General features: G+C 73.3%; 23 protein-coding genes. 10 read left to right on the top strand and 13 right to left on the bottom strand.

Features of this window, described 5'->3' with window-relative positions; genetic code table 11:
* Positions 1-3: 3 nt before the first annotated feature.
* From ACH4LD_RS18520 to ACH4LD_RS18510, 3 genes are all read right to left on the bottom strand, one after another.
* Positions 4-201, bottom strand: coding sequence for a hypothetical protein (locus ACH4LD_RS18520; RefSeq protein ID WP_132788475.1), 198 nt, complete (start codon positions 199-201; stop codon positions 4-6).
* 145 nt (positions 202-346) lie between these two features.
* Positions 347-3025, bottom strand: coding sequence for a LuxR C-terminal-related transcriptional regulator (locus tag ACH4LD_RS18515; protein WP_398058850.1), 2679 nt, complete (start codon positions 3023-3025; stop codon positions 347-349).
* 137 nt (positions 3026-3162) lie between these two features.
* The gene (locus tag ACH4LD_RS18510) at positions 3163-3648 is read right to left on the bottom strand and encodes a hypothetical protein (RefSeq protein WP_398106177.1); all 486 of its coding nucleotides are present in this window, start codon (positions 3646-3648) and stop codon (positions 3163-3165) included.
* A 401-nt stretch (positions 3649-4049) separates the two neighbouring features.
* Here ACH4LD_RS18510 and ACH4LD_RS18505 point away from each other — a divergent pair, with 401 nt between their 5' ends.
* Together ACH4LD_RS18505 and ACH4LD_RS18500 are read left to right on the top strand one after the other, a co-directional pair.
* Positions 4050-4628, top strand: coding sequence for a fasciclin domain-containing protein (locus ACH4LD_RS18505; RefSeq protein ID WP_398058852.1), 579 nt, complete (start codon positions 4050-4052; stop codon positions 4626-4628).
* Positions 4629-4806: 178 nt separating this feature from the next.
* Positions 4807-5268 (top strand): Rieske (2Fe-2S) protein, encoded by a 462-nt coding sequence (locus ACH4LD_RS18500; protein WP_132788479.1) that lies wholly within the window; start codon positions 4807-4809, stop codon positions 5266-5268.
* 6 nt (positions 5269-5274) lie between these two features.
* Here the strand turns inward: ACH4LD_RS18500 and ACH4LD_RS18495 are convergent, their stop codons facing one another.
* Positions 5275-5919, bottom strand: a complete 645-nt coding sequence (locus ACH4LD_RS18495) for a cysteine hydrolase (RefSeq protein WP_398058853.1) — start codon at positions 5917-5919, stop codon at positions 5275-5277.
* A gap of 97 nt (positions 5920-6016) precedes the next feature.
* On the opposite strand from ACH4LD_RS18495, the gene ACH4LD_RS18490 reads away from it, so the two are divergent.
* Positions 6017-6487 (top strand): pyridoxamine 5'-phosphate oxidase family protein, encoded by a 471-nt coding sequence (locus ACH4LD_RS18490; protein ID WP_132788481.1) that lies wholly within the window; start codon positions 6017-6019, stop codon positions 6485-6487.
* 82 nt (positions 6488-6569) lie between these two features.
* On the opposite strand, the gene ACH4LD_RS18485 is transcribed toward ACH4LD_RS18490, so the two are convergent.
* Positions 6570-7472 carry a LysR family transcriptional regulator gene (locus tag ACH4LD_RS18485; protein ID WP_398058854.1) on the bottom strand — a complete coding sequence of 301 codons (903 nt, stop codon included), beginning with the start codon at positions 7470-7472 and terminating at the stop codon, positions 6570-6572.
* 74 nt (positions 7473-7546) lie between these two features.
* Between ACH4LD_RS18485 and ACH4LD_RS18480 the strand changes: the two genes are divergently transcribed.
* Entirely contained in the window at positions 7547-8488 is a 942-nt protein-coding gene (locus ACH4LD_RS18480; protein ID WP_398058855.1) for a DMT family transporter, read from the top strand.
* A 143-nt stretch (positions 8489-8631) separates the two neighbouring features.
* Here ACH4LD_RS18480 and ACH4LD_RS18475 read toward each other — a convergent pair whose 3' ends face one another.
* Positions 8632-9963, bottom strand: a complete 1332-nt coding sequence (locus ACH4LD_RS18475; protein WP_398058856.1) for an aminotransferase class I/II-fold pyridoxal phosphate-dependent enzyme — start codon at positions 9961-9963, stop codon at positions 8632-8634.
* A gap of 51 nt (positions 9964-10014) precedes the next feature.
* Here ACH4LD_RS18475 and ACH4LD_RS18470 point away from each other — a divergent pair, with 51 nt between their 5' ends.
* Positions 10015-10695, top strand: coding sequence for a pyridoxamine 5'-phosphate oxidase family protein (locus ACH4LD_RS18470; protein ID WP_398058857.1), 681 nt, complete (start codon positions 10015-10017; stop codon positions 10693-10695).
* A 10-nt stretch (positions 10696-10705) separates the two neighbouring features.
* Here the strand turns inward: ACH4LD_RS18470 and ACH4LD_RS18465 are convergent, their stop codons facing one another.
* The 4 genes from ACH4LD_RS18465 to ACH4LD_RS18450 all read right to left on the bottom strand — a co-directional run bounded on the left by ACH4LD_RS18465 (position 10706) and on the right by ACH4LD_RS18450 (position 14687).
* The gene (locus tag ACH4LD_RS18465; protein ID WP_398058882.1) at positions 10706-11653 is read right to left on the bottom strand and encodes a DMT family transporter; all 948 of its coding nucleotides are present in this window, start codon (positions 11651-11653) and stop codon (positions 10706-10708) included.
* A gap of 198 nt (positions 11654-11851) precedes the next feature.
* Positions 11852-12856: an EamA family transporter gene (locus tag ACH4LD_RS18460; protein ID WP_398058858.1), complete on the bottom strand. Its 1005-nt coding sequence runs from the start codon at positions 12854-12856 to the stop codon at positions 11852-11854.
* Between the two features lie 84 nt (positions 12857-12940).
* Positions 12941-13576: a Clp protease N-terminal domain-containing protein gene (locus tag ACH4LD_RS18455; RefSeq protein WP_398058859.1), complete on the bottom strand. Its 636-nt coding sequence runs from the start codon at positions 13574-13576 to the stop codon at positions 12941-12943.
* A 475-nt stretch (positions 13577-14051) separates the two neighbouring features.
* Positions 14052-14687, bottom strand: a complete 636-nt coding sequence (locus ACH4LD_RS18450; RefSeq protein ID WP_398058860.1) for a PadR family transcriptional regulator — start codon at positions 14685-14687, stop codon at positions 14052-14054.
* A 233-nt stretch (positions 14688-14920) separates the two neighbouring features.
* Between ACH4LD_RS18450 and ACH4LD_RS18445 the strand changes: the two genes are divergently transcribed.
* A complete protein-coding gene (locus ACH4LD_RS18445; RefSeq protein ID WP_398058862.1) occupies positions 14921-15733 on the top strand; it encodes a PhzF family phenazine biosynthesis protein in 813 nt (270 codons plus the stop codon).
* A gap of 8 nt (positions 15734-15741) precedes the next feature.
* Here the strand turns inward: ACH4LD_RS18445 and ACH4LD_RS18440 are convergent, their stop codons facing one another.
* Positions 15742-16542: a CPBP family intramembrane glutamic endopeptidase gene (locus ACH4LD_RS18440; protein ID WP_398058883.1), complete on the bottom strand. Its 801-nt coding sequence runs from the start codon at positions 16540-16542 to the stop codon at positions 15742-15744.
* 670 nt (positions 16543-17212) lie between these two features.
* Complete coding sequence (locus ACH4LD_RS18435) at positions 17213-18730, bottom strand: glutamate--cysteine ligase (protein ID WP_398058863.1); 1518 nt, start codon at positions 18728-18730, stop codon at positions 17213-17215.
* Positions 18731-19298: 568 nt separating this feature from the next.
* Between ACH4LD_RS18435 and ACH4LD_RS18430 the strand changes: the two genes are divergently transcribed.
* Both ACH4LD_RS18430 and ACH4LD_RS18425 read left to right on the top strand, forming a co-directional pair.
* Entirely contained in the window at positions 19299-19883 is a 585-nt protein-coding gene (locus ACH4LD_RS18430; protein ID WP_398058864.1) for a hypothetical protein, read from the top strand.
* Positions 19884-20169: 286 nt separating this feature from the next.
* A complete protein-coding gene (locus ACH4LD_RS18425) occupies positions 20170-20376 on the top strand; it encodes a DUF5999 family protein (RefSeq protein ID WP_041665012.1) in 207 nt (68 codons plus the stop codon).
* 229 nt (positions 20377-20605) lie between these two features.
* Here the strand turns inward: ACH4LD_RS18425 and ACH4LD_RS18420 are convergent, their stop codons facing one another.
* Positions 20606-22081, bottom strand: coding sequence for a glycoside hydrolase family 43 protein (locus tag ACH4LD_RS18420; RefSeq protein ID WP_398058865.1), 1476 nt, complete (start codon positions 22079-22081; stop codon positions 20606-20608).
* Positions 22082-22295: 214 nt separating this feature from the next.
* On the opposite strand from ACH4LD_RS18420, the gene ACH4LD_RS18415 reads away from it, so the two are divergent.
* Together ACH4LD_RS18415 and ACH4LD_RS18410 are read left to right on the top strand one after the other, a co-directional pair.
* Positions 22296-22826: a universal stress protein gene (locus ACH4LD_RS18415; RefSeq protein WP_398058866.1), complete on the top strand. Its 531-nt coding sequence runs from the start codon at positions 22296-22298 to the stop codon at positions 22824-22826.
* Positions 22827-22966: 140 nt separating this feature from the next.
* Positions 22967-23524, top strand: coding sequence for a hypothetical protein (locus tag ACH4LD_RS18410; protein WP_398058867.1), 558 nt, complete (start codon positions 22967-22969; stop codon positions 23522-23524).
* The last annotated feature ends 236 nt before the right edge of the window (positions 23525-23760 follow it).

Raw genomic sequence — 23760 nt, 5'->3', positions numbered from 1 at the left:
GGATCAGGACGGCATCTGGCGCATCTCCAGCACTCTCAGTCCCAGTGACTGGCAGCGGGTCAGCAGCCCGTACAGGTGTGCCTCGTCGACGACCGCTCCGAAGAGGATGGTCTGGCCGGCCATCAGGACGTGGTCCAGCTCGGGGAACGCCTTGACCAGCGTCTCGGTCATCCGTCCGTCGACGCGAATCTCGTAGCGCATGAGCTGCTCTCCCCACGTCTCCCCGAGGGGGCCGCCGGTCCCTGTCCGTGCGATCCTCCGGCCCCGGTCCATGGAACCGCTTCGCCCGTGGGGGGTGATATCGCCTGCCGCCTGGGTGCGGCACGCCCGTTCGCGGGGCGTGCCGTCACAGGAGCCCCAGTTCCCGGGCGCGGCGCACCGCGTCGTGGCGCCGGTTCACGGCCAGCTTCCGGTAGGCACTCTTGAGATGGGTCTTGACCGTGTTGACCGACACGTACAGGTCGGCGGCGATCTCCTCCGTGGACATCATCTGGGCCAGCCGGCGAAGGACGTCGCGTTCCCGGCCGCTCAGTTCCTCGACCACCGGCGGCGCCGGTCGCTCCCCGTCGCGCGCAGGGATGCCGCGCCTCGTGGGTCCGCGGGAGAGCCGGCCCTCGGCCAGTACGTCCGACGGCAGTGTGCGCAGCCACGGCCCGGCGTCCGCGAAGGGGCGTCGCAGCCGCTCGCGGCGGGCTTCCCGGAGCGCCCGCGAGACGAGCCGGCGCTGGGCGGCGTAGTCCCCCTCCTCGCCTGCCAGTTGGGCTCTGACCAGTGCGGCCCGTACGGTGATGGCGGGCCCGAGGTCGCCCTGTGGCCGCATTCTTCCGAGCAGTTCGGCCGCGGCCCCGGGTCTGCCCGCGGCCAGTTCCGCCTGCGCGGCCGCCACGAGGCACACCGGCTCGTCACCGGGCACGTCTTCCAGCAGTTTGAGGGCCATCTCCGGCCGGCTCTCGGCGAGGTGAGCGGCGGCGGCCACGGACGCCGTGTGCGCTTCGGCCCAGGGGGACGCCACATCGGCCACGACGGCTCGGTCCGCCGCTTCGAGCGCGGCCTGCGTGTCGCCGCGGGCCAGATGGATCCGCCCGGTGACGATGGCCCGTCCCGCCTGCGTCACCGGGTCCGGCGGCGGGTGCCGCGGGTCCACCGCGGCGTCGAGGAGCGCCTGGGCCCGGTCCAGCTCGTCGCGTTCGACGGCCACCGCGGCCAGGACCAGCGAGGCCAGCCCCGGTCCGGGCGCCGGGGGCGGGTCGCCGTGGTCCACCGCGGTGACCGTGGCCAACGCCTTGCGCTCGGCTCTGCCGGGCCAGCCCTTGAGATAGTCGATCAGGGCCAGGTGGCCCAGACACTCCCGGCGTGCCGGCGCCGTCGCACCCACCTCGCCGGCGTCGACCACCGTGGTCAGGGCCGTTCGGGCAGCTCGGACACGGCCCGCCCACAAGCGTGCCGAGCCGAGATGGGTGAGCAGGAGTGCGGTCAGCTCGGGGTGCGCCTCCAGAAGCGTGCCCGGAACCTCGCGCTGCGACTGCTCCGCGCACTGTGCCGCCCTCTCCGCCCGTCCCGGCGCACCCGTCAGGCGCGCTGCCAGGGTCTCCAGGAAGGCGCAGCTCAGTCGGGTCGCGGCCAGGTCGGCCGGATCGGCCTCCGGTGATCCGGCCTGCTTCGCCAGGGCCTGTGCCGCCCGTCGCAGACGGGAGGAACCCCGCGCGACCTCACAACGGGACAGTTCGCAGGCCGCGCGGACGAGGTCCGTGACCGCACTGGTGGGCTCGGGCCCCATGCGGGAGAACAGCCGGGACAGATCGTCGGAGTGCGGGCCGGTGAAGACCTCTCCCAGGGCGAGGTCGCCGATGAGGGCGCCGGCGGCGGTCTCCCAGTCGTCCGCCGCGGCCGCGTGGCCGAGCGCTTCGCCGAGGGACCCCGAGCGTCGCAGCCAGCGTGCCGCGCGGCGATGGAGCTCGGCTTCCAGCTCCGGGGAGCGCACTCTGAGGTGGGCGCGGAGGATCTCCCCGAACAGCGGATGGAGACGGAACCAGGCGTGCCCGAGGTACTCGACGAAGGCGTTCTGGCCGTGCAGGGCGGTCAGGACGCGTTCGGCGTCGGTGCGCCCGGTGAGAGCGTTGGCGAGATCGGGGCAGAAGCGTTCGAGGACGCTGACCCGCAGCAGCAGGTCCTGCGTCCCGGCTGTCTGCCGCTTGAGCACCTCGGCGAGCAGGAAGTCGGCGATCGTGGTGCGGTCGGCCTCGAACTCCGTGAGGAACGTCCGCGGATCCGTCTCTCCCTGCGCGGCCAGGGCGCACAGCCGCAGTCCGGCGGCCCAGCCACGGGTGCGCTCCACCAGCGCGCCCACGTCGTCGGCCGGGAGAAGCAGTCCGTGCCGCGCCAGGAGTACGGCCGCTTCGCCCGGGGTGAAGGCCAGCTCGGCGTTCCTGATCTCCGTGATGGTGCCGGCCGCCCGGTAGCGGTGGAGCGGCAGGAGCGGCTCGGTGCGCGTGACGAGAACCAGGCGCATGCCGTGGCCCGCCTGATGGAGGACGAATTCCAGCTGGTCCGCGATCTCCGGGTCGGTCACCCGGTCGTACTCGTCGATGATCAGGACCGCCGGAGCGTTCCGGCTGCTCAGTTCGGCGGCGAGCCGCGTGAGCAGCCTGTCGTCCGCGCGGCCCGCTTCGGCGGGGAGGCCCACGTCGGCGGACATCGTCACGCCGGCGAGGCGCAGGGCCTCCAGGAGGTACGCCCAGAAGGTGCCGCCTCCCTTGTCCGCCACCCGGGCGGTGAGCCAGGCGACGGGCTCGTCCCGGGCCGAGGCCCAGTCGGCGGCCAGCAGGGTCTTGCCCGCTCCCGCGGCTCCGTGGACCACCGTCAACGGCGTCAGAAGGGCCTCGTCGAGGTGCCCGACCAGCCGGTCGCGCCGCAGGAACGTCACGGGACGCGCCGGTACGGCGAACTGCGTCCGGAGGAACGGGTCCCCGCGGGGATCGGCATGTGATGTGGCCGGTGCCCGTCCGTTCCCGCCCGGTACGGCCATGCTCCTCACCACCTCGGTCGTCGCCCTGTGGACGACGCAGGAAGGGCGCGACCGCCCTGGGCACAGCAAGGACCGGATTCTCCCCGACGCCGGCTGTGACGGGCGCCGGTGGACAGTGAGGACGGCGCCCTTCGGTGTCAGCTTACCCTTCTGGACCGCCGGGGTTCCTGGTGGCGGCCGGCCGCACCGCCCCTCCGAAGGCATGTCAGTTCGTGAGGTCGCGCGCCGAGACGGGTGGTCAGGCGGTGCTTCGCGGCAGCCGTCAGCTCGTCGAGACGCCGCTGCAGCCGGTTCATGTCCGGGGCGAGGTCCCCCTTCGCCACCTGGCCCAGGACGGTGGCGACTTCCTGGTCGAGGCCGGCCATGGCCGAGCGGACCTCGCCGCTGTCGATGTCCACCTGGGTGACGTCCCAGACGGCGTGGCATTCGTCGCTGCGCATGACCGCTTCGGCCTTGACCTGGTGCCGGAACTCAGGCGAGTCCGACGCGCTGACGGCCTGCGGTAGCCCGGCCACCCAGTCCCTCGCCGCGCACACATGCCTGAACTGCCGGTGGACGGCCTGCCGCTGGGCCTGCAGTCCCGACTGCTCGTCTCTGTGGCGCTGTCCCAGGGTTCTGACCACGTAGTGGGCTGTTGCTCCGACAAAGCCCCCGCCGAGAGCTCCGCCAATGCCCGCGAGCGCCGTACCAAGCCTGATCACGCCCCTCAGTGAACGGCTTGTGGTGGCGGGTACGGGGGTCCACGCCGAACGCGTCACCCGTTGTGCCGTCAGACGGACACGCGGTCGGTCGAGTGGTGGCAGGTCCCGACGACCCGGCGGAAGAACACAGTTCGAACGGCGGTTGTCACGGGGGCCGGGCTTCGAGATGCGGTCATCCGCACCTGCTGGTTACGCTCGCTGAGTGGCCGGGCGGAACGGCCCATGGCCTGGCGCAGCAGTCGCCCCGCCCCGCCCCGCGGAAACGACAACGTCCGCGGTCCAGACCGTCGCAGTGCTCACGCCTCCACGGGAGGAAGGTTGCGATGAGGTTCACCCGCATGCGTACAGCAAGGGCCACCGGTGCGGCTCTGGTCGCCGTTCCGCTCGCGCTCGCAGGTCTGACGTCGCAGAGCCACGCACAGGACGCGTCCCCCAGCCCGTCGGGGACGTTCGGTCCCGGCTGCGCGTCGCTCTCCCAGAAGGCCGACACGGCCAGGGACAAGGTCGTGGAGGCGGCAGCCGCCTACCCGGAGCTCAGCCAGCTCGTGGCGGCCACGGTCCGGGCGAGGCTGAGCAGTGCCCTCGACGGGAAGCCCGACGTCACTGTCTTCGCGCCCAACGACCAGGCCTTCAAGAAGGTGACCGCGCCGCAGCTCGCCTCACTGCTCAAGAACGAGGGGCAGCTGAAGAAGGTGCTGACCTACCACGTCGTGGACCAGCGGATCACCCCGGACCAACTCGCCAAGGGCTCCTTCACCACGGTGGAGGGCGGCAAACTGACGACGTCGGGCTCGGGCACCCACTTCAAGGTCAACGGCAAGGCGAACATCGTCTGCGGCAACATCAAGGCCGCGAACGCCACCATCTACGTCATCGACGCGGTTCTCCAGCCCCCGTCCTGACGCGAGGCTCCCGTTCCCGGCCCGGGGCGTCCCCCCAGGGCCCGGGAACGGGAGCCCCCCGCGCAGCTTCCGGGTCGTCACCCCAGGGGAAGGATCCGGGTGGCCGTCTGAACGGCCGCCGTCTTCGGGCCGTACCCCATGACGGAACACGAGAAGCTCCGCGGAAGGGAACCCTCAGATGACCAGCCCATCGCTCCACCCCGCAGCGGGACCGGCCCGCCGTACCGTCATGGCGGCGGCCGGAGCGGCGGGGCTCGCCGCCGCGCTGACCGCCTGCGGTTCGGGCGACGACTCGTCCGGCACCGTCGACACCGGCTCGAAATCCGGCGGGACCACCGAGAACGGGGCCGGCGGCACCGCGCTGGCCAAAACCGCCGACATCCCCGAGGGCGGCGGCAAGATCTTCAAGGACCAGGGCGTCGTGGTCACCCAGCCGTCGGCCGGCACCTACAAGGCGTTCTCGTCCAAGTGCACCCACCAGGGCTGCGCGGTGGGCAGCGTGGCGAACGGTGTGATCGTGTGCCCGTGCCACAACAGCGAGTTCTCCGTGACGGACGGCAGTGTGAAGAAGGGGCCCGCGACGCAGCCGCTGCCCGCGGCGAAGATCGCCGTCTCCGGCGACGAGATCACGCTGGCCTGAGCGGGCTCAGCGCCGTCCGCGCGCCCGTCCGAAGCAGCCGAGCAGTTCGTCGGTGGTCGCGACCGTGGCGACCAGCGCGAGGGTGTTGCGGATCAGCGCGGGGGTGTAGTCGGCGGGCACCCCCGCGATGGCGTCGGCCGGGACGACGGCGGTGTAGCCGAGGTTGACGGCGTCGAACACCGCGTTGGGAACGGACACGTTGGCCGAGACTCCGGCGACGATCAGCGTGCGGCAGCCGAGGTTGCGCAACAGGGCGTCGACCTCGGTGCCGTGGATCGGGGACAGCCCGTGCAGCCGCCGTACGACGAAGTCCTCCTCGGCGACCTCGATCGGGGGCGCGACGCGGACCGCGGTGCTGCCGGTCAACTGCCGCACGGGGAGCCGTTCGGCGGCCCGGAACAGGCGCGCGTTGCGGTTCGCGCCCCGGCCGTCGGGGCGGCGCTCGGCGATCGCGTGGATCACCTGCACCCCGGTCTCGTGGGCGGCGGCGACCAGCCGGGCCACTCGGTGCAGGGCACCGGAGGAGCGTGCGACGCGGGCCAGTTCGGGCAGGGCGCTGTCCGGGCCGACGACCCCCTGCTGGCACTCGACGGTGAGCAGCACGGTGCTCGCGGGATCGAGGAGGTCGTCGAGTCGCTCGTACGACGGCATGGCAGCGCCCCCTCGAAGACGACGGCTTCTCTTTTCTGACGTGATGTCAGAAGATCACCATAGTTTTCCGACACGACGTGGGAGAAGAGGGGGCCGCATGACCGTCACACAGCAGCGCCGGGGCCGGAAGATCATGATGACGCCCGGCGAGCTGGACGAGTTCCTCACCACCCAGCGCACCTGCCGGGTCGCGACCGTCTCGGCCGACGGCGCACCGCACGTCAGCGCCCTGTGGTTCGCCTGGGACGGCACGTCGCTGTGGCTGTACTCGGTGGTGCGCAGCCGGCGCTGGGCGCAGCTGCGCCGCGACCCCCGGGTGGCCGTCGTGGTGGACTCCGGTGAGGAGTACGACCAGTTGCGCGGGGTCGAGCTGTCCGGCCGGGTGGAGTTCGTCGGCGAGGTGCCGCGCCGGGGCGAGCTGTGCGCGGAACTGGACACCGCCGAGACGCTGTTCGCGCGCAAGAACTTCGGTCTGGACGAGATGCCGCACGACGGCCGGCACGCCTGGGCCCGGCTGACCCCGGACAAGATCGTGTCGTGGGACTTCCGGAAGCTGGGCGGGGCGTAGGCCCCGGAGGGTGCCGATGACCCCGCCGGGCGGCCCGGGCCCGGCCCCGGCGCAGACCGGCTGGGCGACCGCCGAGCCGCGCTCAGCCCAGCTTCCGGGCCGCCGTACGCAGCGCCTCGACGGCCGCGCGGATGGAGGGCCGGCGGTCGGCGTCCGCCCGCCAGACGACGTACACATGGCGGCGCACGCGCTGCTTGAGCGGCACCAGGACCACGCCCTCGGGCACCGGGTGCCGGCCCAGCAGCGGCGCGATGCACACGCCCAGCCCGGACGCGACGAGCCCGAGCTGGGTGTGGGTCTCCCCCGCGCGGTGGCCGACGATCGGCTCGACGCCCTTGGACCGCAGGGTGAACATCAGCCACTCATGACAGAACTCGCCCTCGCCCCAGGTGATCCACTCGTCCTCGGCGAACTCGGTGAGGTCCACCTCGTCCCGGTCCGCGAGCGGGTGCGTCGCGGGCATGGCGACCTCGGCCGGGTCGTCCAGCAGGGGCGCCTTGACCAGGCCGTCGGGTACGGGCATCGGCTTGTTGTACCAGTCCAGGACCACCGCGAGGTCGAGGTCGCCGCGCACGACCCCGGCGATGCCCGCTTCGGGTTCCAGCTCGCTGGAGCGCACGCGCAGTCCGGGGTGCTCGGTGCGCAGGGCGCCGAGCGCGGCGGGGAACAGGCCGCGGGCGGCGGTCGGGAACGCCGACAGCCTCAGTTCGCCGACGACCTGGCCGCGGTGCGCCTCCAGGTCGGACTGGGCCAGCTCGACCTGGGACAGGATGCGCGCCGCGTGCTCCGACAGCAGCCGGCCGGCGTCCGTGAGCCGTACGCCGCGGCCGTTCTTGGCGAGGAGCTGCTGGCCGACCTCCCGCTCCAGCTTGCCCAGCTGCTGGGAGACCGCGGACGTGGTGACGTGCAGCGCGTCGGCGGCGGCGCTGACCGAGCCGTGCCGGGCCAGGGCGTCGAGGGTGCGCAGCCGCTCCAGGTTCAACATGTAAGCAATTCTAAGAGGTACCGCGTGAGAAATCTCGATTGTGCTACGAGATGGTCTCCCCCATCGTGGAGACCATGAGCACGGTCACCGCATCGACCCCCACCAGGTCCCAGTCCCCCTCCCCCGCCCGGCCGCGCACCCGCCTCGGCTGGCGGGTCCGCTTCGGCGTCCTGTCCCTGATCTGGGGTTTCAGCTTCCTGTTGATCAAGGTGGGGACCGAGGGGTACGCGCCCTTCCAGGTCACCCTCGGACGGCTGGTGTTCGGTACGGCGGTACTGGTGGCGGCGATGGCGGTGAAGCGGGAGCGGCTGCCGCGCGGGGCCCGGCTGTGGGGGCACATGGCGGTCGCCGCGTTCCTGCTGAACGCCCTGCCGTTCTCCCTGTTCGCCTACTCCGAGCTGACGATCCCGTCCACCCTGGCCGGCATCTGCAACGCCACGTCCCCCTTGTGGGGCATGGCCCTGTCCCTGGTGGCCCTGTCCGAGGACCGGCCGACCCGGGTGCGCGTCGCCGGGCTCGGCCTGGGGTTCCTGGGCGTCCTCACCGTGCTCGGCGCCTGGCAGGGCTTCCACGGGCTGGACGCCACGGGTACGGCGATGGCGCTGCTGGCCTCGCTGAGCTATCCGGTCGGCTGGATCTATGTCCGCCGGACACTGGCCGGCACGGGCAACTCCCATCTGTCGATGACCGGGGGCCAGTTGCTCCTGGCGACCGTACAGCTGGCCGTGGTGACACCGTTGTTCACCGGCGTCCCGGAGCACTTCGCCGTCGTTCCCCTGCTGGCCGTCGCCGCGCTGGGCGCGCTGGGCACCGGGCTGGCGGTGCTGATCCAGTACGGGCTGGTCGCCGAGGTCGGGCCCACCACCGCCCAGATGGTCACGTACTTCATCCCCGTCATCGCCACGGCCGCCGGGGTGGCGATCCTCGGGGAGTCCCTGCGGTGGACCACGCCGGTGGGGGCGGTGATCGTGCTGGCGGGCGCCGCTCTCACGCAGGCGCGGGGCAAGGGCGCCTGAGGGGTGGGCCGTGGGGGTGAGGGGTCCGTGGTGGCCTCACGCGCCCACGCGGCGGACCCTCGCATCGATGCCGCGCCCCTCTCGGCGCCCCTGGCCACGCGCCCTCTCGACGCCCTCCGGCCACGCGCCCCTCTCGACGTCCCCTAGCCATAGGTGCGGGCCGGACTCGGGCGCACCGCCGCCGCCACCGCGTCGGCCAGCGGGGTGATGTCCTCCTCGGTGAGCGGTGAGATCGTGATGCGCACCGCCTGCCGCGAGGCCAGGCGGAAGCGGGCGCCCGGGGCGACCGCCCAGCCCCTGTGGAGCAGGCGGGCGATGGCTCCCGTCTCGTCGGGGACCGGTACCCAGACGTTCATGCCGCTGCGGCCGTGCGCGACGACCCCCCGCTCCGCCAGGGCGTCGACCAGGCCGGTCCTGCGGGCCCGGTACGCCTCCGCCACCGCCGCCCGGTCGACCGCGCCATGGGTCCACAGGTGGGCCACGGCCCGTTGCAGGAGGAGGCTCACCCAGCCGGGGCCCAGGCGCTGGCGGCCGCGGACCCGGTCGACGGTGACGGCGTCCCCGGTGAGGACGGCGAGGCGCAGGTCGGGGCCGTAGGCCTTGGCGGCCGAGCGGACGAAGGCCCAGTGGTGGGTGACGCCCGCGAGGGGGTGCAGCGGCAGGTCGACGATGCCGTGGCCGTGGTCGTCCTCGATGAGCAGGGTCCCCGGGTGGTCGCGCAGCACCGCGCGCAGGGCACGCGCGCGTGCGGCGGTGACCGAGGCGCCGGTCGGGTTCTGGGCCCGGTCGGTGACGATCAGGGCGCGGGCGCCGGATTCCAGGACACGGCGCAGGTCGTCGGCGCGCGGTCCGTCGTCGTCCACGCCGACCGGCGCCGTGTGCAGGCCCAGGGCGGGGACGAGGTCGAGGAGGCTGCCCCAGCCGGGGTCCTCGACGGCGACCGTGTCGCCGGGCCTGAGGTGCGCGGTGAGGACGCGTTCGATGGCGTCCAGGGAGCCGGAGGTCACGGTCAGCGGGCCCGCCGGGACGCCGTCGGCGTCGAGTTCGGCGCGGGCGAGGCGGGCCAGGTCCGCGTCCAGGGGGTCGTCGCCGTAGCGGACAGGGCGGCGGTCGCCCTGCTCGGCCGCCGCGGCGAGGGCCGGGGCCAGGCGGGGCAGCAGGGCCGGGTCGGGATTGCCCGTGGAGAGGTCCCGGCCTCCGGGAGGCACCTCCACGCGCAGCTGCTCACGGCCGGTGGTGGCCGGCTTGGGGCGGACACGGCTGCCCCTGCGGCCGGCCGTCTCGATCACGCCGCGTTCGCGCAGGATGCGGTAGGCGGCGGCGACCGTGTTCGCGTTCACTCCGAGCCGGGCCGCCAACTCCCGCATGGGCGGCAGGGCTTCACCCGGCCGCAGCGCGCCGCTGCCGACCGCCTCCTCGACGCCGGCCGCGATCTCGGCTGCGCCGCGCCCGGTGATCCGATATTCTCCTAGCACAAAGAACATTATGCACTAGTGCAAAACTCGCCGCCACCGGAGGGGACCGACATGCAGGGCACGACCGAGGACACACGGGCCGCCGCCTACACGCCGACCGACCGGACCGTGCCCACGCGCTCCGCCGAGCGGGCGTCCTACGACAGGGAGCTGGTCCACGCGATCCTGGACGAGGGGTACGTCTGCCACCTCGGCTTCGTCCGGGACGGCGCCCCGGTGGTGCTGCCGACGCTGTACGGCCGGGTCGGCGAGCGGCTCTACGTGCACGGCTCGACCGGCTCCCGGCCGCTGCGGATGACCGGCCGGGCCGACCCGGGCCTGCCGGTGTGCCTGACGGTCACCCACGTCGACGGGCTGGTGCTGGCCCGCTCCGCCTTCCACCACTCGATCAACTACCGCTCGGTCGTGGTGCACGGCACCGCGCACGAGGTCACCGACCCCGAGGAGCGGCGGCTGGCCCTGGACGCGCTGGTCGACCATGTCGTGCCGGGCCGGGCCGCCGACTCCCGGCCCGCGAACAAGAAGGAGCTGGCCGCCACCGCGGTCATCCGCCTGGACCTGGAGGAGGTCTCGGCCAAGGTCCGCACCGGCGACGCCAACGACGAGCCCGAGGACATGGACCTGCCGCACTGGGCCGGGGTCGTCCCGCTCCGCAAGGGCTACGGCACACCCCTCCGCAACGCCGACCTGGCGCCCGGCATCGAGCTGCCGGACTACCTGGCGACGCGGTAGCGGCCGAGGGTCACACCGCGGCCGGCTCCCGCCGTCCGGCCGCGCGGGCCTCGCTCACCGCCAGGCCCGCGACCGCGCCGAGCATCAGCAGGGTGCCGGCCGCCGTGGTCACCGTGAGCCGCTCACCGAGCAGGACGACGGCGAGCACGGCCGCGGTCACCGGCTCCAGCAGCATGATCACCGAGACGGTGGCGGACCGGACGACGGCGGCTCCGGCAAAGTAGAACGCGCAGGCGAGGGCCGTGGGCACGGCGGCGATGTACAGCAGCAGCCACAGCAGCCGGGCCGGGTGGGCGGTGTGCGGGAGCAGCCCTTCCCCCGCCGCGAGCGGCAGCAGGCACAGGCTGCTCACGGCGAAGGCGCCCACCGTGGTGGTGGCGGAGTCGGCGCTGCCGCCCCTCCCCCACCAGCGGATCAGCAGGGTCATCACGCCGTAACCCGCCGCCGAGGCCAGGGCCAGCAGCACGCCCGCCGGACGTACGGTCGCCGCCGAGCCGCCGAAGGTGAGCACGGCCAGCCCGGCGAGCGCGCCGGCGACCGCCGCGGCACCACCGGCGCCGAGTCGTTCCCCCAGCAGCAGCCGGGCGCCGAGCGCGATGAGCACGGGGCCCGCGCCGAGGGTCACGACGGTGGCCACGGCCAGCCCGGTCGAGGCCACGGCCGCGAAGTACGCGGTCTGGAAGACGGCCAGGCCGAGCCCGGTGGCCAGCGCCCTCGTGAGCGCCCGGCGCACGGGCCGGGCCGGGGCCGTACGGCGGCCGCGCGGCCGCAGCAGCCGGCCGGCCGAAAGGAGGGCGAGCCCCAGCGCACAGCGCCAGAAGGAGAGGGCGAAGGCGCCCATGTCGCTCGTCCGGTAGACCAGCGAGGCGGCGGCGCCCGCGGTGCCCCAGGCGGCACCGGTGACGATCAGGTGGAGCAGGCCACGCCCGACGGGCAGGCCTGAAGCAGGGTGCGACAAGGTCGACAAGGGAATCTCTCCGCAGAAGACGCACGCGGACGTGCGGAAGTTCGGGAGCGTCCCGCTCCAGCGGGGCGCGCGGACTTCGTCTGCGGGCAGCACCGTCCGGCCCGGCGCGTGCGCCGGGCGGGTCCCGGAGGCCCGCCTCAGGCGGCCGGGGGCGAGAGGACGAGTGCGTGGTGCGCCATGATCCGGACTCTAGGCGGCGGTACCTCGCGCGGACAACTCCCTTTCCGCGCCACCCGGGGCGACCGGCGCCGCGGAGCCCCCGGCCGGGGTGGCGGACTGCGCGATGAACGCGCCGACCAGGACGACCGCACCCCCTACGACCTGCGGCGCGGACAGGTGCTCGCCGAGCAGCACCCAGGCCAGCACGGTGGCGATGACCGCCTCCAGACAGGCGACGACCCCGGCGACCTGCGGAGACAGCCGGCGCACGGACAGCACACCGGTGACGTACGCGATCACCGTGGCGACCAGCACGATCCAGGCGAGCAGGGCGACGGCCGGTACGGCGGTGCCGTTCAGGCTCGCGGAGCCCGCCAGCACCGACCAGTCCATGCCCCAGGGGCGGGCCACCACGGTCAGCACGGCGGCGCCGACCAGCAGCCCGTAGGCGATGACGCCGAGCGGGTCCGGCGCCGCGTCGCCCGCGTCGCTGCCCTGGTCGGACAGCACGAAGTAGCCGACCTGGCAGCAGGCGGCGCCGAGCGCGAACACCAGGCCCAGCGCGTCGAAGCTCAGGCCGGACCAGACCTCGACCACGCAGGCGAGGCCGCCGGCGGCGAGGACGACGCCGAGGGCGGCCGCGCGGCTGACGGGCCGCCGCTGCACGAACCGCACCCAGCCGAGCACCAGGGCGGGCGCCAGGTACTCGATGAGCAGGGCCACGCCGACCGGAATGCGGGAGAGCGCGGCGAAGTAACAGGCCTGGACACCGGCGACGGCGAGCAGCCCGAACCCGGCGAGCAGCGCGGGCCGGCGGCGCGGCAGCGCCCGGTGCCGGATCGCGACCGGCAGCATCACCAGGGCGGCGCCCGCCACGCGCAGCCACACCACGTGGAGCGGGTCGAGTCCCGCCTCGATCAGCGGCTTGGCGGCCACTCCGGACCCGCCGAAGGCCAGCGCCGAGCCGAGCGCGAGACCGAGCCCGGCTCCCTTGCCGGGGCTGTCCTGACTGCTCACAGACGTATGCACCGGCACATGATGGCAGGAGACGACAGGTGCGTCACTCCTGATGACACCTGTCTCAGCTGATGGACGGCCGCAGGAGGAGGGGCCGCGGGGTCAGCGGGCCGCCCCGCCGTCGTCGGCGTACACGTCCGCGGCCGCCTCGATCCGCGCGGAGAGTTCGCGGGCGGGGATGCCGGCGCGTTCGAGGACTTCGACGGCCCGGCACCGCGGGTCCGCGGCGAGCGCCGCGAGCAGGTCGGTGCCGCCGACGCGGGGCGCGCCCCGCCGCCGGGCACGCGCGCGGGCGTCCGCGAGCGCGGCGGCCGCGGCCGGGGACCAGCCCTCGGCGTTCTTGCCCGGTCCGCCGGGACCGGCGGCACCCAGGGAGTCGACGGGCCCGGCGAGACCCGCGGCGTCGGCGGGGCCGGCCGGCGCGGGGACGAGGGGCATCGCGGCGGAGTCCTCCACGCTGGTCTGCCAGCGCAGTCCGTAGCCGATGCTGCGCTGCACCAGGTAGCCGAGGACCCGGGCGAGCCGCTGCGGGCCCCCGACGGCGGCGCGGGCCTCGGGATCGTGTTCCAGCAAGGCGTGCAGCAGATGGGCGGTGTCGGTGTGCCGGTCCCTGTCCCTGACGGCCCTGCGGCGGGCAGCGGCGACCACCGCCGCGAGCTCGGCACCGAGCCCGGCAGCGCCGTCCGGGTGCGGAACCGCTGCGTCATCGGCGGTCCGGTGGGCTGTACGGGGTTGCACGCCCCCACCTCATCAGCCGCCACGGGACGGGGCATCCACGAGGGGAACCATTTTCGCGTCCCACGCGGAGTGGACATCGCCGACCCGGATCTCATCCTCACGGAGGAGATCAGACCGGCCCCGGGCACGGACGGCACGCCTCGCACCGGTCCTGACGGTTCATCAGTACCGAGTGTTCACGCCCGTCGGCTACGTTCCGCGACACCGGGGCCCTGTACGCCCGACCCGAAGGAGTGGCCGCACGGCCGAGGTCGGCGCCGGGGCACGCATCCGGGCGCCGGCCGCGAAAGTGCGGGCCCAGCTCACCGACTACATCGAGGAGCGGGAGCCGGCCCGGGTGTTCGCCATCCACGGCAAGGGTCCGACGGCGGTGACCGTCGCCGCTGGACGGCCTGCCGACCTGAGCCGGGACAGCCGAAGGCGCCCCGCGCGGACAGCGCGGGGCGCCACGACCTGCGACCCTCGTCCAGGAGGCTCAGTGCTCGTCGGCGAGGATGAGGTACAGCTTCTTGCGGGCGTCGTTGATGACGGCGAGCGCCTTCTCGCGCTGCTCCTTGCTGCCGGTCTTCCACACCTGGCCGAAGGCCTCCATCAGCCCGAAGCCTGCCTGGCGGATCTCGGTGAGGGCCTCCCAGTCGACACCGCGCGAAGCCTCCTCCCAGGGGGCGTCCGGCCCCTCGTCGGCGGCGGCGCGTCCGCCCTCGGTCAGGGAGAACAGCTTCTTGCCGCCCTCGCTCTCGCTGACGATCAGGCCCTCGTCCTCCAGCAGTTGGAGGGTCGGGTAGACCGAACCGGGGCTGGGCTTCCAGGCGCCGCCGCTGCGTTCGGCGATCTCCTGGATCATCTCGTAGCCGTGCATGGGCCGGTCCTTGAGCAGGGCCAGGATCGAGGCGCGTACGTCACCTCGCCGTGCCCGCCCTCGCGGACCGCCCCGTCCGCGCGGCCCCCAGGGGCCCGGTCCGAAACCGGATCCCCCGGGACCGAAGCCCGGACCGCCCGGACCGAAGGGCCCGAAGGCGGCCCGCCGCCCGTCGAACCCGCCGAAGCCACCCGTACCCCGTCGACCGGGGCCCTCGTGCCGGTGTCCACGCTCGAAACCGTGGGTGCGCATCGCGATCACTCCATTCCATCGTTGATCTGTCGCGTCTGCATCGCATATCGTTCGCGATGCCTCGACGATATATCGGAACCGATCGTGTGACAACCCCCTTGCCGGACGAGGACGAACGTGGTGCGCAGGGGCGCGCGCCGGCCGTCCCGCGGGCGGGCCGGGCCCTGGAATCAGTCCGGCATCCCCGGATTGGCCTTGGTCCAGGGGCCGTCGCAGCCGCTAGCGTCGGCGCCATGCGCATCCGAATCGTCGACGCCTTCACCGACCGGCCCTTCGCCGGCAACCCGGCCGGAGTCCTGCTCCTGGACGACGTCTTCCCGGACGACGACTGGCTCCAGAACGTCGCCCTGGAGGTCAACCACGCCGAGACGGCGTTCGCGCACCGGCTGCCCGGGGGCGGCGAGGCGGACTGGGCGCTGCGCTGGTTCACCCCCGTCACCGAGGTCGCCATGTGCGGCCACGCCACCCTCGCCACGGCCCACGTCCTGCACACCACCGGTGCCCACGAGGGCCCGGTGCGGTTCGCCACCCGCAGCGGCGTGCTGATCGCCACGCCCGGTGCGGACGGCTCGGTCACCCTGGACTTCCCGACCGCCCCGCTCACCCCGGTGGAGATCCCGGCCGGGGTCGCCGAGGCGCTCGGCGCGCGGCCGGTCGCCGCGTTCGACACCGGCCCGAACGTCGGCGACCTGCTGGTCGAACTCGCCGACGAGAAGACCGTGCTCGGCCTCTCCCCCGACCACCGGGCCCTCGGCGCCTACTCCTCGCGCGGGATCATCGCCACCGCCCGCGCCGACGACCCGTCCCTGGGCTACGACTTCGTCTCCCGTTGCTTCTTCCCGAACGTCGGCATCGACGAGGACCCGGTGACCGGCAGCGCCCACACCGCACTCGCCCCGCACTGGTCCGCCCGCCTCGGCCGCGACGACCTCACCGGGCTCCAGGCCTCCCGCCGCACCGGGCTGGTCCGCACCGGCCTGCGGGGCGAGCGCACCCTCCTCACCGGCTTCGCGGTGACGGTCATCGACGGCGAACTGCGCGCCTGAGGGCTCGCTCAGGCGGTCGGCAACCAGCCCACCTTGCCCGCGAGGAGGGCATAGCCGACGAAGGCGCCGATGTCGAGCAGGGAGTGCGCGACGACCAGCGGCCCGACCCGGCCCCAGCGCCGGTAGAGGTAGACGAACACCACACCCATGACCATGTTGCCGACGAAGCCGCCGATGCCCTGGTAGAGGTGGTACGAACCGCGCAGGACCGCACTGGCCGCCAGTGCGGTCCCCGGGGTCCAGCCCAACTGCCCCAGCCTGCGCAGCAGGTAGCCGACGACGATCACCTCTTCGAGGATCGCGTTCTGCAGCGCCGAGAGGATCAGCACCGGGTACTTCCACCAGACGTCCGGAAGTGCCTCGGGTACGACGGTGAGGTTGAAGCCGAGGCCGCGGGCGACGAGGTAGAAGGCGATGCCGGTGCTGCCGATCACGGCCGCGACGCCGGCACCCCGGGCCAGATCGGGCCAGGGACGGGTGCGGTCGAAGCCGAGGGTGCGCAGCCCCGCGCCCTCGCGCAGCAGCAGGTGGGCGACGAGGGCCACGGGGACCAGCGCGGTGGCGATGCCGAAGAGCTGCCAGGCCAGGTCCAGCCAGGGGCGGCCCGGTGCGGCGGAGGCGTTGAGCGTGGCCGCCTGGTCCTTCAGCCCGCCCGGCTTGGTGACCGAGCCGATGAAGCTGATCAGCGCGGACACCCCGCTCGCCCCGAGCGAGAGCGCCAGGACGAGCAGCGTCTCGTCCCGCAGCATCCGTCGCGGGTCGCGCTCGCGCCCCGCGGAATCGGCCACCGAGTCAGCCTCCACCTGCACCCCTGCCTCCAGCCGGCTCACGGGCCCCTGGCCCACCTTTCGCCTGGCAAGGATCGCAGAAGGAGCTGTGGAGGGCGCGGGATGCCCCTGGAAGGCCGGGCTCTGACCGTGGCCTCACGTCGCCGCAACGGCGTTCGACCCCGGGCCGCGACCCGGCGGCCTGCCCGGCGCTCAGGCCGTCCGGCGGCTCGGCGGACCCGGTCAGGAGGCTGCCCAGCGGCCCGGCTGGTCGGGTTCTCAGGCGGTCGAGCGGCCCGGCCGGCCCGGTCAGGAGGCTGCCCAGCGGCGCGGCTGGTCAGGGTCTCAGGCGGTCGAGCGGCCCGGCCGACCCGGTCAGGAGGCTGCCCAGCGGCGCGCCTGGTCAGGGTCTCAGGCGGTCGAGCGGCTCGGCGAGCCCGGGTCTCAGGCCGCCCAGCGGCCCGGCCGACCCGGTCAGAAGGCTGCCCAGCGGCGCGCCTGGTCAGGGTCTCAGGCGGTCGAGCGGCCCGGCCGACCCGGGTCTCAGGCCGCCCAGCGGCCCGGCCGGCCCGGCGCTCAGCCCGTACCGCGGCCCGCCGGAGCCCGGCGCTCAGTCCGTACCGCAGACCCGCCGGGCCCCGCGCTCAGTCCGTACCGCAGACCCGCCGGGCCCCGCGCTCAGCCCGTACCGCAGACCCGCCGGGCCCCGCGCTCAGCCCAGCGGTACCGGCTCCGGCAGTCCCACGGGCCATGTGTGCACCGGCTCCCCCACGTGCATCAGCTCGGCGTACCTCCGCGTCGTCGCCGCCAGGGCCGCCTGCCGTGACATCCCCTGCTCCAGAGCCCGGTGGAAGGTGGCCGCCTGCCAGGACGCCCCGTTCACCCGGCGCCGGCAGCGTTCCTCGATCACGCCCAGGTAGAGGTCCCGGTCGGCGGCCTCCACGCCCCACGCGTCCAGCCCGGCCGAGGCGAGCGGCAGCAACTCGTCGCGGACCAGCGTGACCGCGTCGACCTCGCCCGTGCCGCCGTACCGCCCCCGCCGGGGCCACACGAAGCGCGCGTCGATGCCGTACCGGCACGCCGCGTCGAAGTTCGCCTCGGCCGCGGCGAACGGCAGCCGGGTCCACACCGGCCGGGACTCCTCGGCGAGGGCGCGGACGAGGCCGTAGTAGAAGGCCGCGTTGGCGATCACGTCGGTGATGGTGGGCCCGGCCGGCAGCACCCGGTTCTCCACCCTGAGGTGCGGGACGCCGTCCGCGATGCCGTACACCGGCCGGTTCCAGCGGTAGATCGTGCCGTTGTGCAGCACGAGTTCGGCGAGTTTGGGCACCCCGCCGGCCTCGACGACCTCCAGCGGATCCTCGTCGTCGCAGATCGGCAGCAGGGCCGGGAAGTAGCGCAGGTTCTCCTCGAACAAGTCGTACGCGGAGGTGATCCACCGCTCGCCGAACCAGGTGCGCGGCCGTACGCCCTGCGCCTGGAGCTCGGGCGGGCGGGTGTCGGTGGACTGCTGGAACAGCGGGGGCCTGGACTCGCGCCACAGCTCGTGCCCGAAGAGGAACGGTGAGTTCGCGCCGACGGCGATCTGCGCGGCGGAGGCCACCTGGGCCGCGTTCCACACGTCGGCGAACCGCGCCGGGGTGACTTGCAGGTGCAGTTGCAGGGAGGTGCACGCGGCCTCGGGCACGATCGACTTAGAGGTGCAGACGAGGTGCTCCACACCCTCGATGTCGAGCCGGAAGTCCTCTCCGCGCGCGGCGACGATCTGGTCATTGAGGAGTGTGTAGCGGTCGACCTCGGAGAGGTTGGAGGAGACCAGGTCGTCCCGGTCGAGGGTGGGCAGGATGCCGATCATCACGATACCCGCGTCCACCTCGCCGGCCTTGCGGTCGGCGTAGGCGAGCGAGGTGCGCAGCTCCTCGGCGAGCCGGTCGAATACCCGTCCGCCCAGCCGGTGTGGGGCTATGTTGACTTCCAGGTTGAACATGGCGAGTTCTGTTTGGAAATCGCGGCTCGCGATGCGCTCAAGTACCTGCCCGTTCAACATTTTCGGCATACCGTCCGACCCGGCGAGATTCAACTCGATCTCGACTCCCATGAGATTCTTGGGTCGGTCGAATCGCTTCTCGCGCAGCAGCCGCTCCAGTCCCGTCAGGCACTGCTGGAGCTTTTCGCGATAGCGCTGGCGATCGGACAGGTCGAACTGCCCTGCCACGACCTTCTCCCCCATCGAATGTCCCTCCTCGGATGGGCGGGCCGACGATCCGGCCGCCTGGCTCCCGGGTCAGGTGGGATGATGCCCAGCCGAAGCGATCGATAACGTCCCGCGCGGGCCCGCCGCCCGCTAGTCTGTCTGAATGTTCCCGGCGGCACATTCACGGGGCATGCCGCGCTCGCACCTTCGGGTGCCCCGCACACCTCGTGAAAAACGCCGACGACATTCGGCCGACCGTTACCGGCGCGTATGACGAGGTCAGCGACGGGTGCCAGGTCCGGAAATCGGGATGATTTCCGCAAATCGACGGCCTAATTCCGCCTTGCCGGGTCGACCGGAATCGGATAGACGAAACACCGGCCGAACACACGTCGTATAAACTTCGTCCACAAGGCAGAAGGTTGGCGCCCTCGGTCCTGGTTTCCGCGGTGTTCCTGCCGTCCCCGTTGACGGGCGGCAGACCGAGCCGCACTCTCTTTCACACCGACCTGGGCCCCCACCTCTCCGGCCTTCCGTGAGCTGACAGCGCCGTCCGCCCCACCCTCCTCGCGCCGCCGCGCCTGTCTAATGAGAGGCGACCCACATGCCGCTGCACGTGCCCCCTGCCCCCGCGCCTGCCCTGCGCTCCGTCCTCACCGCCCTCGGTTCCCCCACCGCGGTCCGTGAGGCGCGCACCCCCTCCCTGCGCGCCGCGCAGGGTCCGACGACACCGGAACTGCCGCTGCCCGTCCACGTGCTGGACCGGATCACCGCGCAAGGCCTGTCCGCGACGCGACTGGCCGGCTGGCGCTTCCTGATCCGGTGCGGTGATCGTGCGGTGGCCGCGGCCGAGACCATGCTGACTCCCGACGGCTGGGCCTTCTCGCACTTCTTCGAGGGCCCCTACGTCGCCTCCACCGAACGTGCCCTGCAACAGGCCGAGGCCCTGCAACAGCCGTACCAGGCACGGCTGTTGTCCGTTCCCGGGCTGTACATGCTCACCCTGTGGCTGCACGGCGACTGCTCCGGCGACGGCAGCGAGGGCCATCCCGCCGCCGCCGATCTGCTCGTGCCGCTGGCGCCCGCACCGCCCGGCATACCGACACACCGTCCGTTCCCGGTCGCCGAGTTGCTTCCGGTGCTGACCCATCGGGCGACTCCTCTCCCGCTGCTCGGCTCGCCTGCCTGACCGACGCACGCGTACCCCGCTGCCCACGAGGGAAGCGGGGTACGACTGTCTTTCGAGCACTCCGCCGCCCGGAGCCATCCGGACTAGTCCCATCCGGCCACTGCGAACCACCCGAAGGGACGGTGCAGTTGGACTGAACCGTCCGCGCGGGTGACGCGTCCTGAACCTGTGAGAAGCGGTGCCGTGAAATCCCTGCGGAACGACGCCCAGAGGACAACACTGGATTCCGACCGACTCATCACCACGGGGGACGGACATGATCACGACAGAGCGAAAGATCCCGCCCATGTGCCAGCATCAGCCACCGTGCCCGCCAGCCGAATCCGCCGACCGGGAGTCCGCCCGCCTCGTGGCGCACCACCCGGAGCAGGGGTGGAGCCTGCTGTGCAACGGCGTCCTGCTTTTCGAGGACACCGGTGAGCTGCTGCCCGACGGCCGCGTCATCGCCCCGCACCGCCCGCTCGGTGCGGAGCAGGTGATGACCGCCGCCTGAGGACGACGGGGAGACCCGACCCGGGCAGGGCCCAACGCCACACTGACCCGACCTGAACAGGGGCCGAGTGCACTTGAGGGGCCGGCCGCACCTGACCCGTGCGCACCGGCCCCGACGCGTGCCCTGGGCATGGCGTCCCGAGCATCTCTCACGCCTCACCTCTTCCGAAACTTTCGAAATCGCTCGGTGCGTCAGCGCCTCGGTCACGGCGTGGCGGGCGCGTACCCGGTCACGGCGTGGCGGGCGCGTACTCGAACCAGTCGAAGGCCGCGCGGCCCTCGGTGACGTACATGCCGATGACACGGCCGGTGAAACCGGCGGCCACCTCCGTGGACAGATAGCGGCCGTCGAGTTCGGCGAGCCGGACGGTTCCCTCGGCAGTCACGACGGAGAAGACGAGGGTGTCGGGGCCGTGCTGCGTCCCGGGGTCCCGGGTGGCGCGGATCTCGACGGCCAGGGTGACCGGCCCCGCGGGCACCGGGTGTGCGGCGACGCTCTGCCGCAGCGGGCCGATCCGCGCGATCACGGCCACGCTGCCCCCGCTCACCTCCAGGTCGTAGTGATGGGCCTCGTCCATGCGCACCGACAGCCCCGCCCGCGCGGCACCGGGCTCCAGCGACGCCGCCGCCCGGCAGTCGTGGTGCTGCTGGCGGCGGCCGACGAAGGTGTGCCCGGGCCGGTCGAGGCTGTCCCCGGTGGCGGTCAGGGTGAGCCACCCCGGCCGCTCGGTCAGCGACCAGCAGTCCTCGGGCCGGCGCCGCGGGGATATCCAGTGCGGTGCGAGCTCCGGTCCCGTGAAGTCGTCCCGCGCCGGCGGCTGTTCGACGGGCGCCCGGGCGGCCGGCGCCGGGTGCCGCTCCTGGACCAGGCCCGTCCGCGGCCAGCCGTCCACCCACTCCACCGGGACCAGGAACGTCTCCCGGCCGAGGACGTGATACTCCGGGAACCAGCCACGGGGCCGGGTGCCGAGCAGCACCATCCACCAGGTGCCGTCGGCCGCCTGGACCAGGTCGCCGTGGCCGGTGCACTGGATGGGCAGGCCGGTGCCGCGGTGGGACAGCAGCGGGTTGCCGGGAGCCGGTTCCCAGGGGCCGCGCGGGGAGCGGGCGCGGGCCACGGAGACACCGTGTCCCAGGGCGGTGCCGCCCTCGGCGAGCAGCAGGTACCACCAGTCGCCGATCCGGTACAGGTGCGGGGCCTCCGGGTCGCGGAGGCCGGTGCCGGACCACATCGGCAGCGGACCCTCCAGCACCCTCCCCGTGCGCGGGTCGATCCGGGCGACGCTGACCCCGGCCATCGCGACCCAGCAGGAACCGTCCTCGTCCCACGCCAGGTCCGGGTCGATACCGGGCAGATCGATCCACACCGGGTCGGACCAGGGGCCCTCGGGGCGCTCGGCGGTGACGAGAAAGGTACCGCCGGCACCCGCGCTGGTGGTGATGACGTGGAAGAGTCCGTCGTGGTGCCGGATCGTCGGCGCGTAGATGCCCGCGGACGCCGGGACGTCGTCGGGCAGGTCCAACTGCCCCGGGCGGTCGAGCACATTGCCGATCTGGCGCCAGTGCACCAGGTCCCTGCTGTGGAACAGCGGAACGCCGGGGAAGTACTCGAAGCTGGAACACACCAGGTAGTAGTCGTCGCCCACCCGGCACACGCTGGGATCGGGGTGGAAACCCGGGATGACCGGGTTGTCGTACGTTCGCATGCTCGCCTCCTGGAGGCGCTCGAAAGTTTCGTTCTGAGCGCCGAATCTTAATGGCGGGAGTGGTGTTCGCGGGAGTGTTCGTGCCGCCCGGCTGGTCGAATCCCCGGCACGGGGGTGGGATGGAAGGAAACGAGGACCTCGCGGCGGGCCTGCCCGCGGGTGTCACGGGTGTCACCCCGTGCGGTGCCCGTCCGCAACGGTGGAGTCATGAGTCATGTCCGGTTACGACGCGTCCACGGCCACGCGAGTGGTGGTCGGCGTGAGCGGCTCCCTGAACAGCGTCACGGCCCTGCGGCGGGCCATCGCCCTGGCCCGCCGGATCGGAGCTCAGCTCTGGCCCGTGCTGGCCTGGGAACCACCGGGCGGTGACTCCGCCGCCCGGCGCTCCCCCGCCGCCGGACTGCTGGTCGAGGAGTGGCAGCGACTGGCCAGACAGCGGCTGGCCTCGGTGCTGGAGGAGATCTTCGACGCGGAGGGTCCCGGTGTGCCGATGCAGCCCGTCGTCGTGCGCGGCGCCCCCGGCCCGGCGCTGGTGGCGACCGCGAACCGGGAGGACGACGTCCTGGTCGTGGGCACCGGGCGGCGCGGACTGCAACGGGCCTTCTCCGGCCGGGTCTCCCGGCACTGCCTGGCCCACGCGGTCTGCCCGGTCCTGGCGGTGCCCCCGTCCCCGCTGGAATCGGAGCTGCTGTCCGTCCACCGCCGCAACACGTGGCATCTGCGCATCGACACCCGGGGGTTGTGAAGGGGGACCCGGTCACGCACCGCGCCTCACGCGAGGGCGCCACGCCGGCCCGCTGCCGTCCCGTCAAGAACCGGCCGCCGGCCGTCAGAGCACCGTCAAGGGCAGACCCGGGGCACCGCCGACGGACTACCGTTTCCCTCATGGAGCACGGCAACGACACCCGCCCCCAGCCGACCGGCGCGTACCCGTCCGGCACCGGGAGCGTGGTGCACGACCGCGGCTGGACCGAGGACGCGCGCACCTCGGCCCGCTGTGCCGGCGCGCTGTTCGGCCTGCTGCTGTGCGTCGACTGGGCGGCCGGTTCGCTGACCTGGTGGCGCGGTGCCCTGTGGCTCCTGCTGGCCCTGCTCCTGCTCCTCGTGCTGTTCCCGGTGCGCGTGTCCGCCGGCCGGGGCTGGCTGGCCACCCGCCGCCTGTACCGCACCCGCCGCGTCCGCACCGATCTGCTGACCGCGGTACGCCCGCTCGACGGCGTCACCCGGCGCCTGGTGCTGCGCGACACCCTCGGCAACCGGATCGAGATCGACCCGGAGGTCCTGATCCGCAATCCGGAACTGTGGTACCGCCTGGACGAGGGCGCCCGCGGCTCGGAGGCCGCCGGAACACTGCTGAGCGGCACGACGGCGCTGCACCACCTGGCCCGCCACGTGAACCGCGAGACGGCCCTCGGCGTGTTCCGGGCATCGGGCCTGGAGTGACGCTCGGTGCCGCGTGACCCAGACGGCATCGGTCTGTTCCGGGCGTCGGGCACGCAGTGACCCTCGGCGGCCACGCGAACCGCGAGACGGTCCTCGGTCTGTTCTGGGCATCGGGCCTGGGGTGACGCTCGACGGCCACGCGAACCGCGAGACGGTCCTCGGTGTACTCCGGGCATCGGACCTGGGGTGACGCTCGGTGGCCGCCGCCCGGTCGGCTCCCCCGCCGACTCCCCCGT

Source organism: Streptomyces sp. NPDC017676 (assembly GCF_044329325.1).
Taxonomy (GTDB): domain Bacteria; phylum Actinomycetota; class Actinomycetes; order Streptomycetales; family Streptomycetaceae; genus Streptomyces.
The sequence above is the reverse complement of the archived record's forward strand: the minus strand, read 5'-3'. Positions and strand labels throughout refer to the sequence as shown.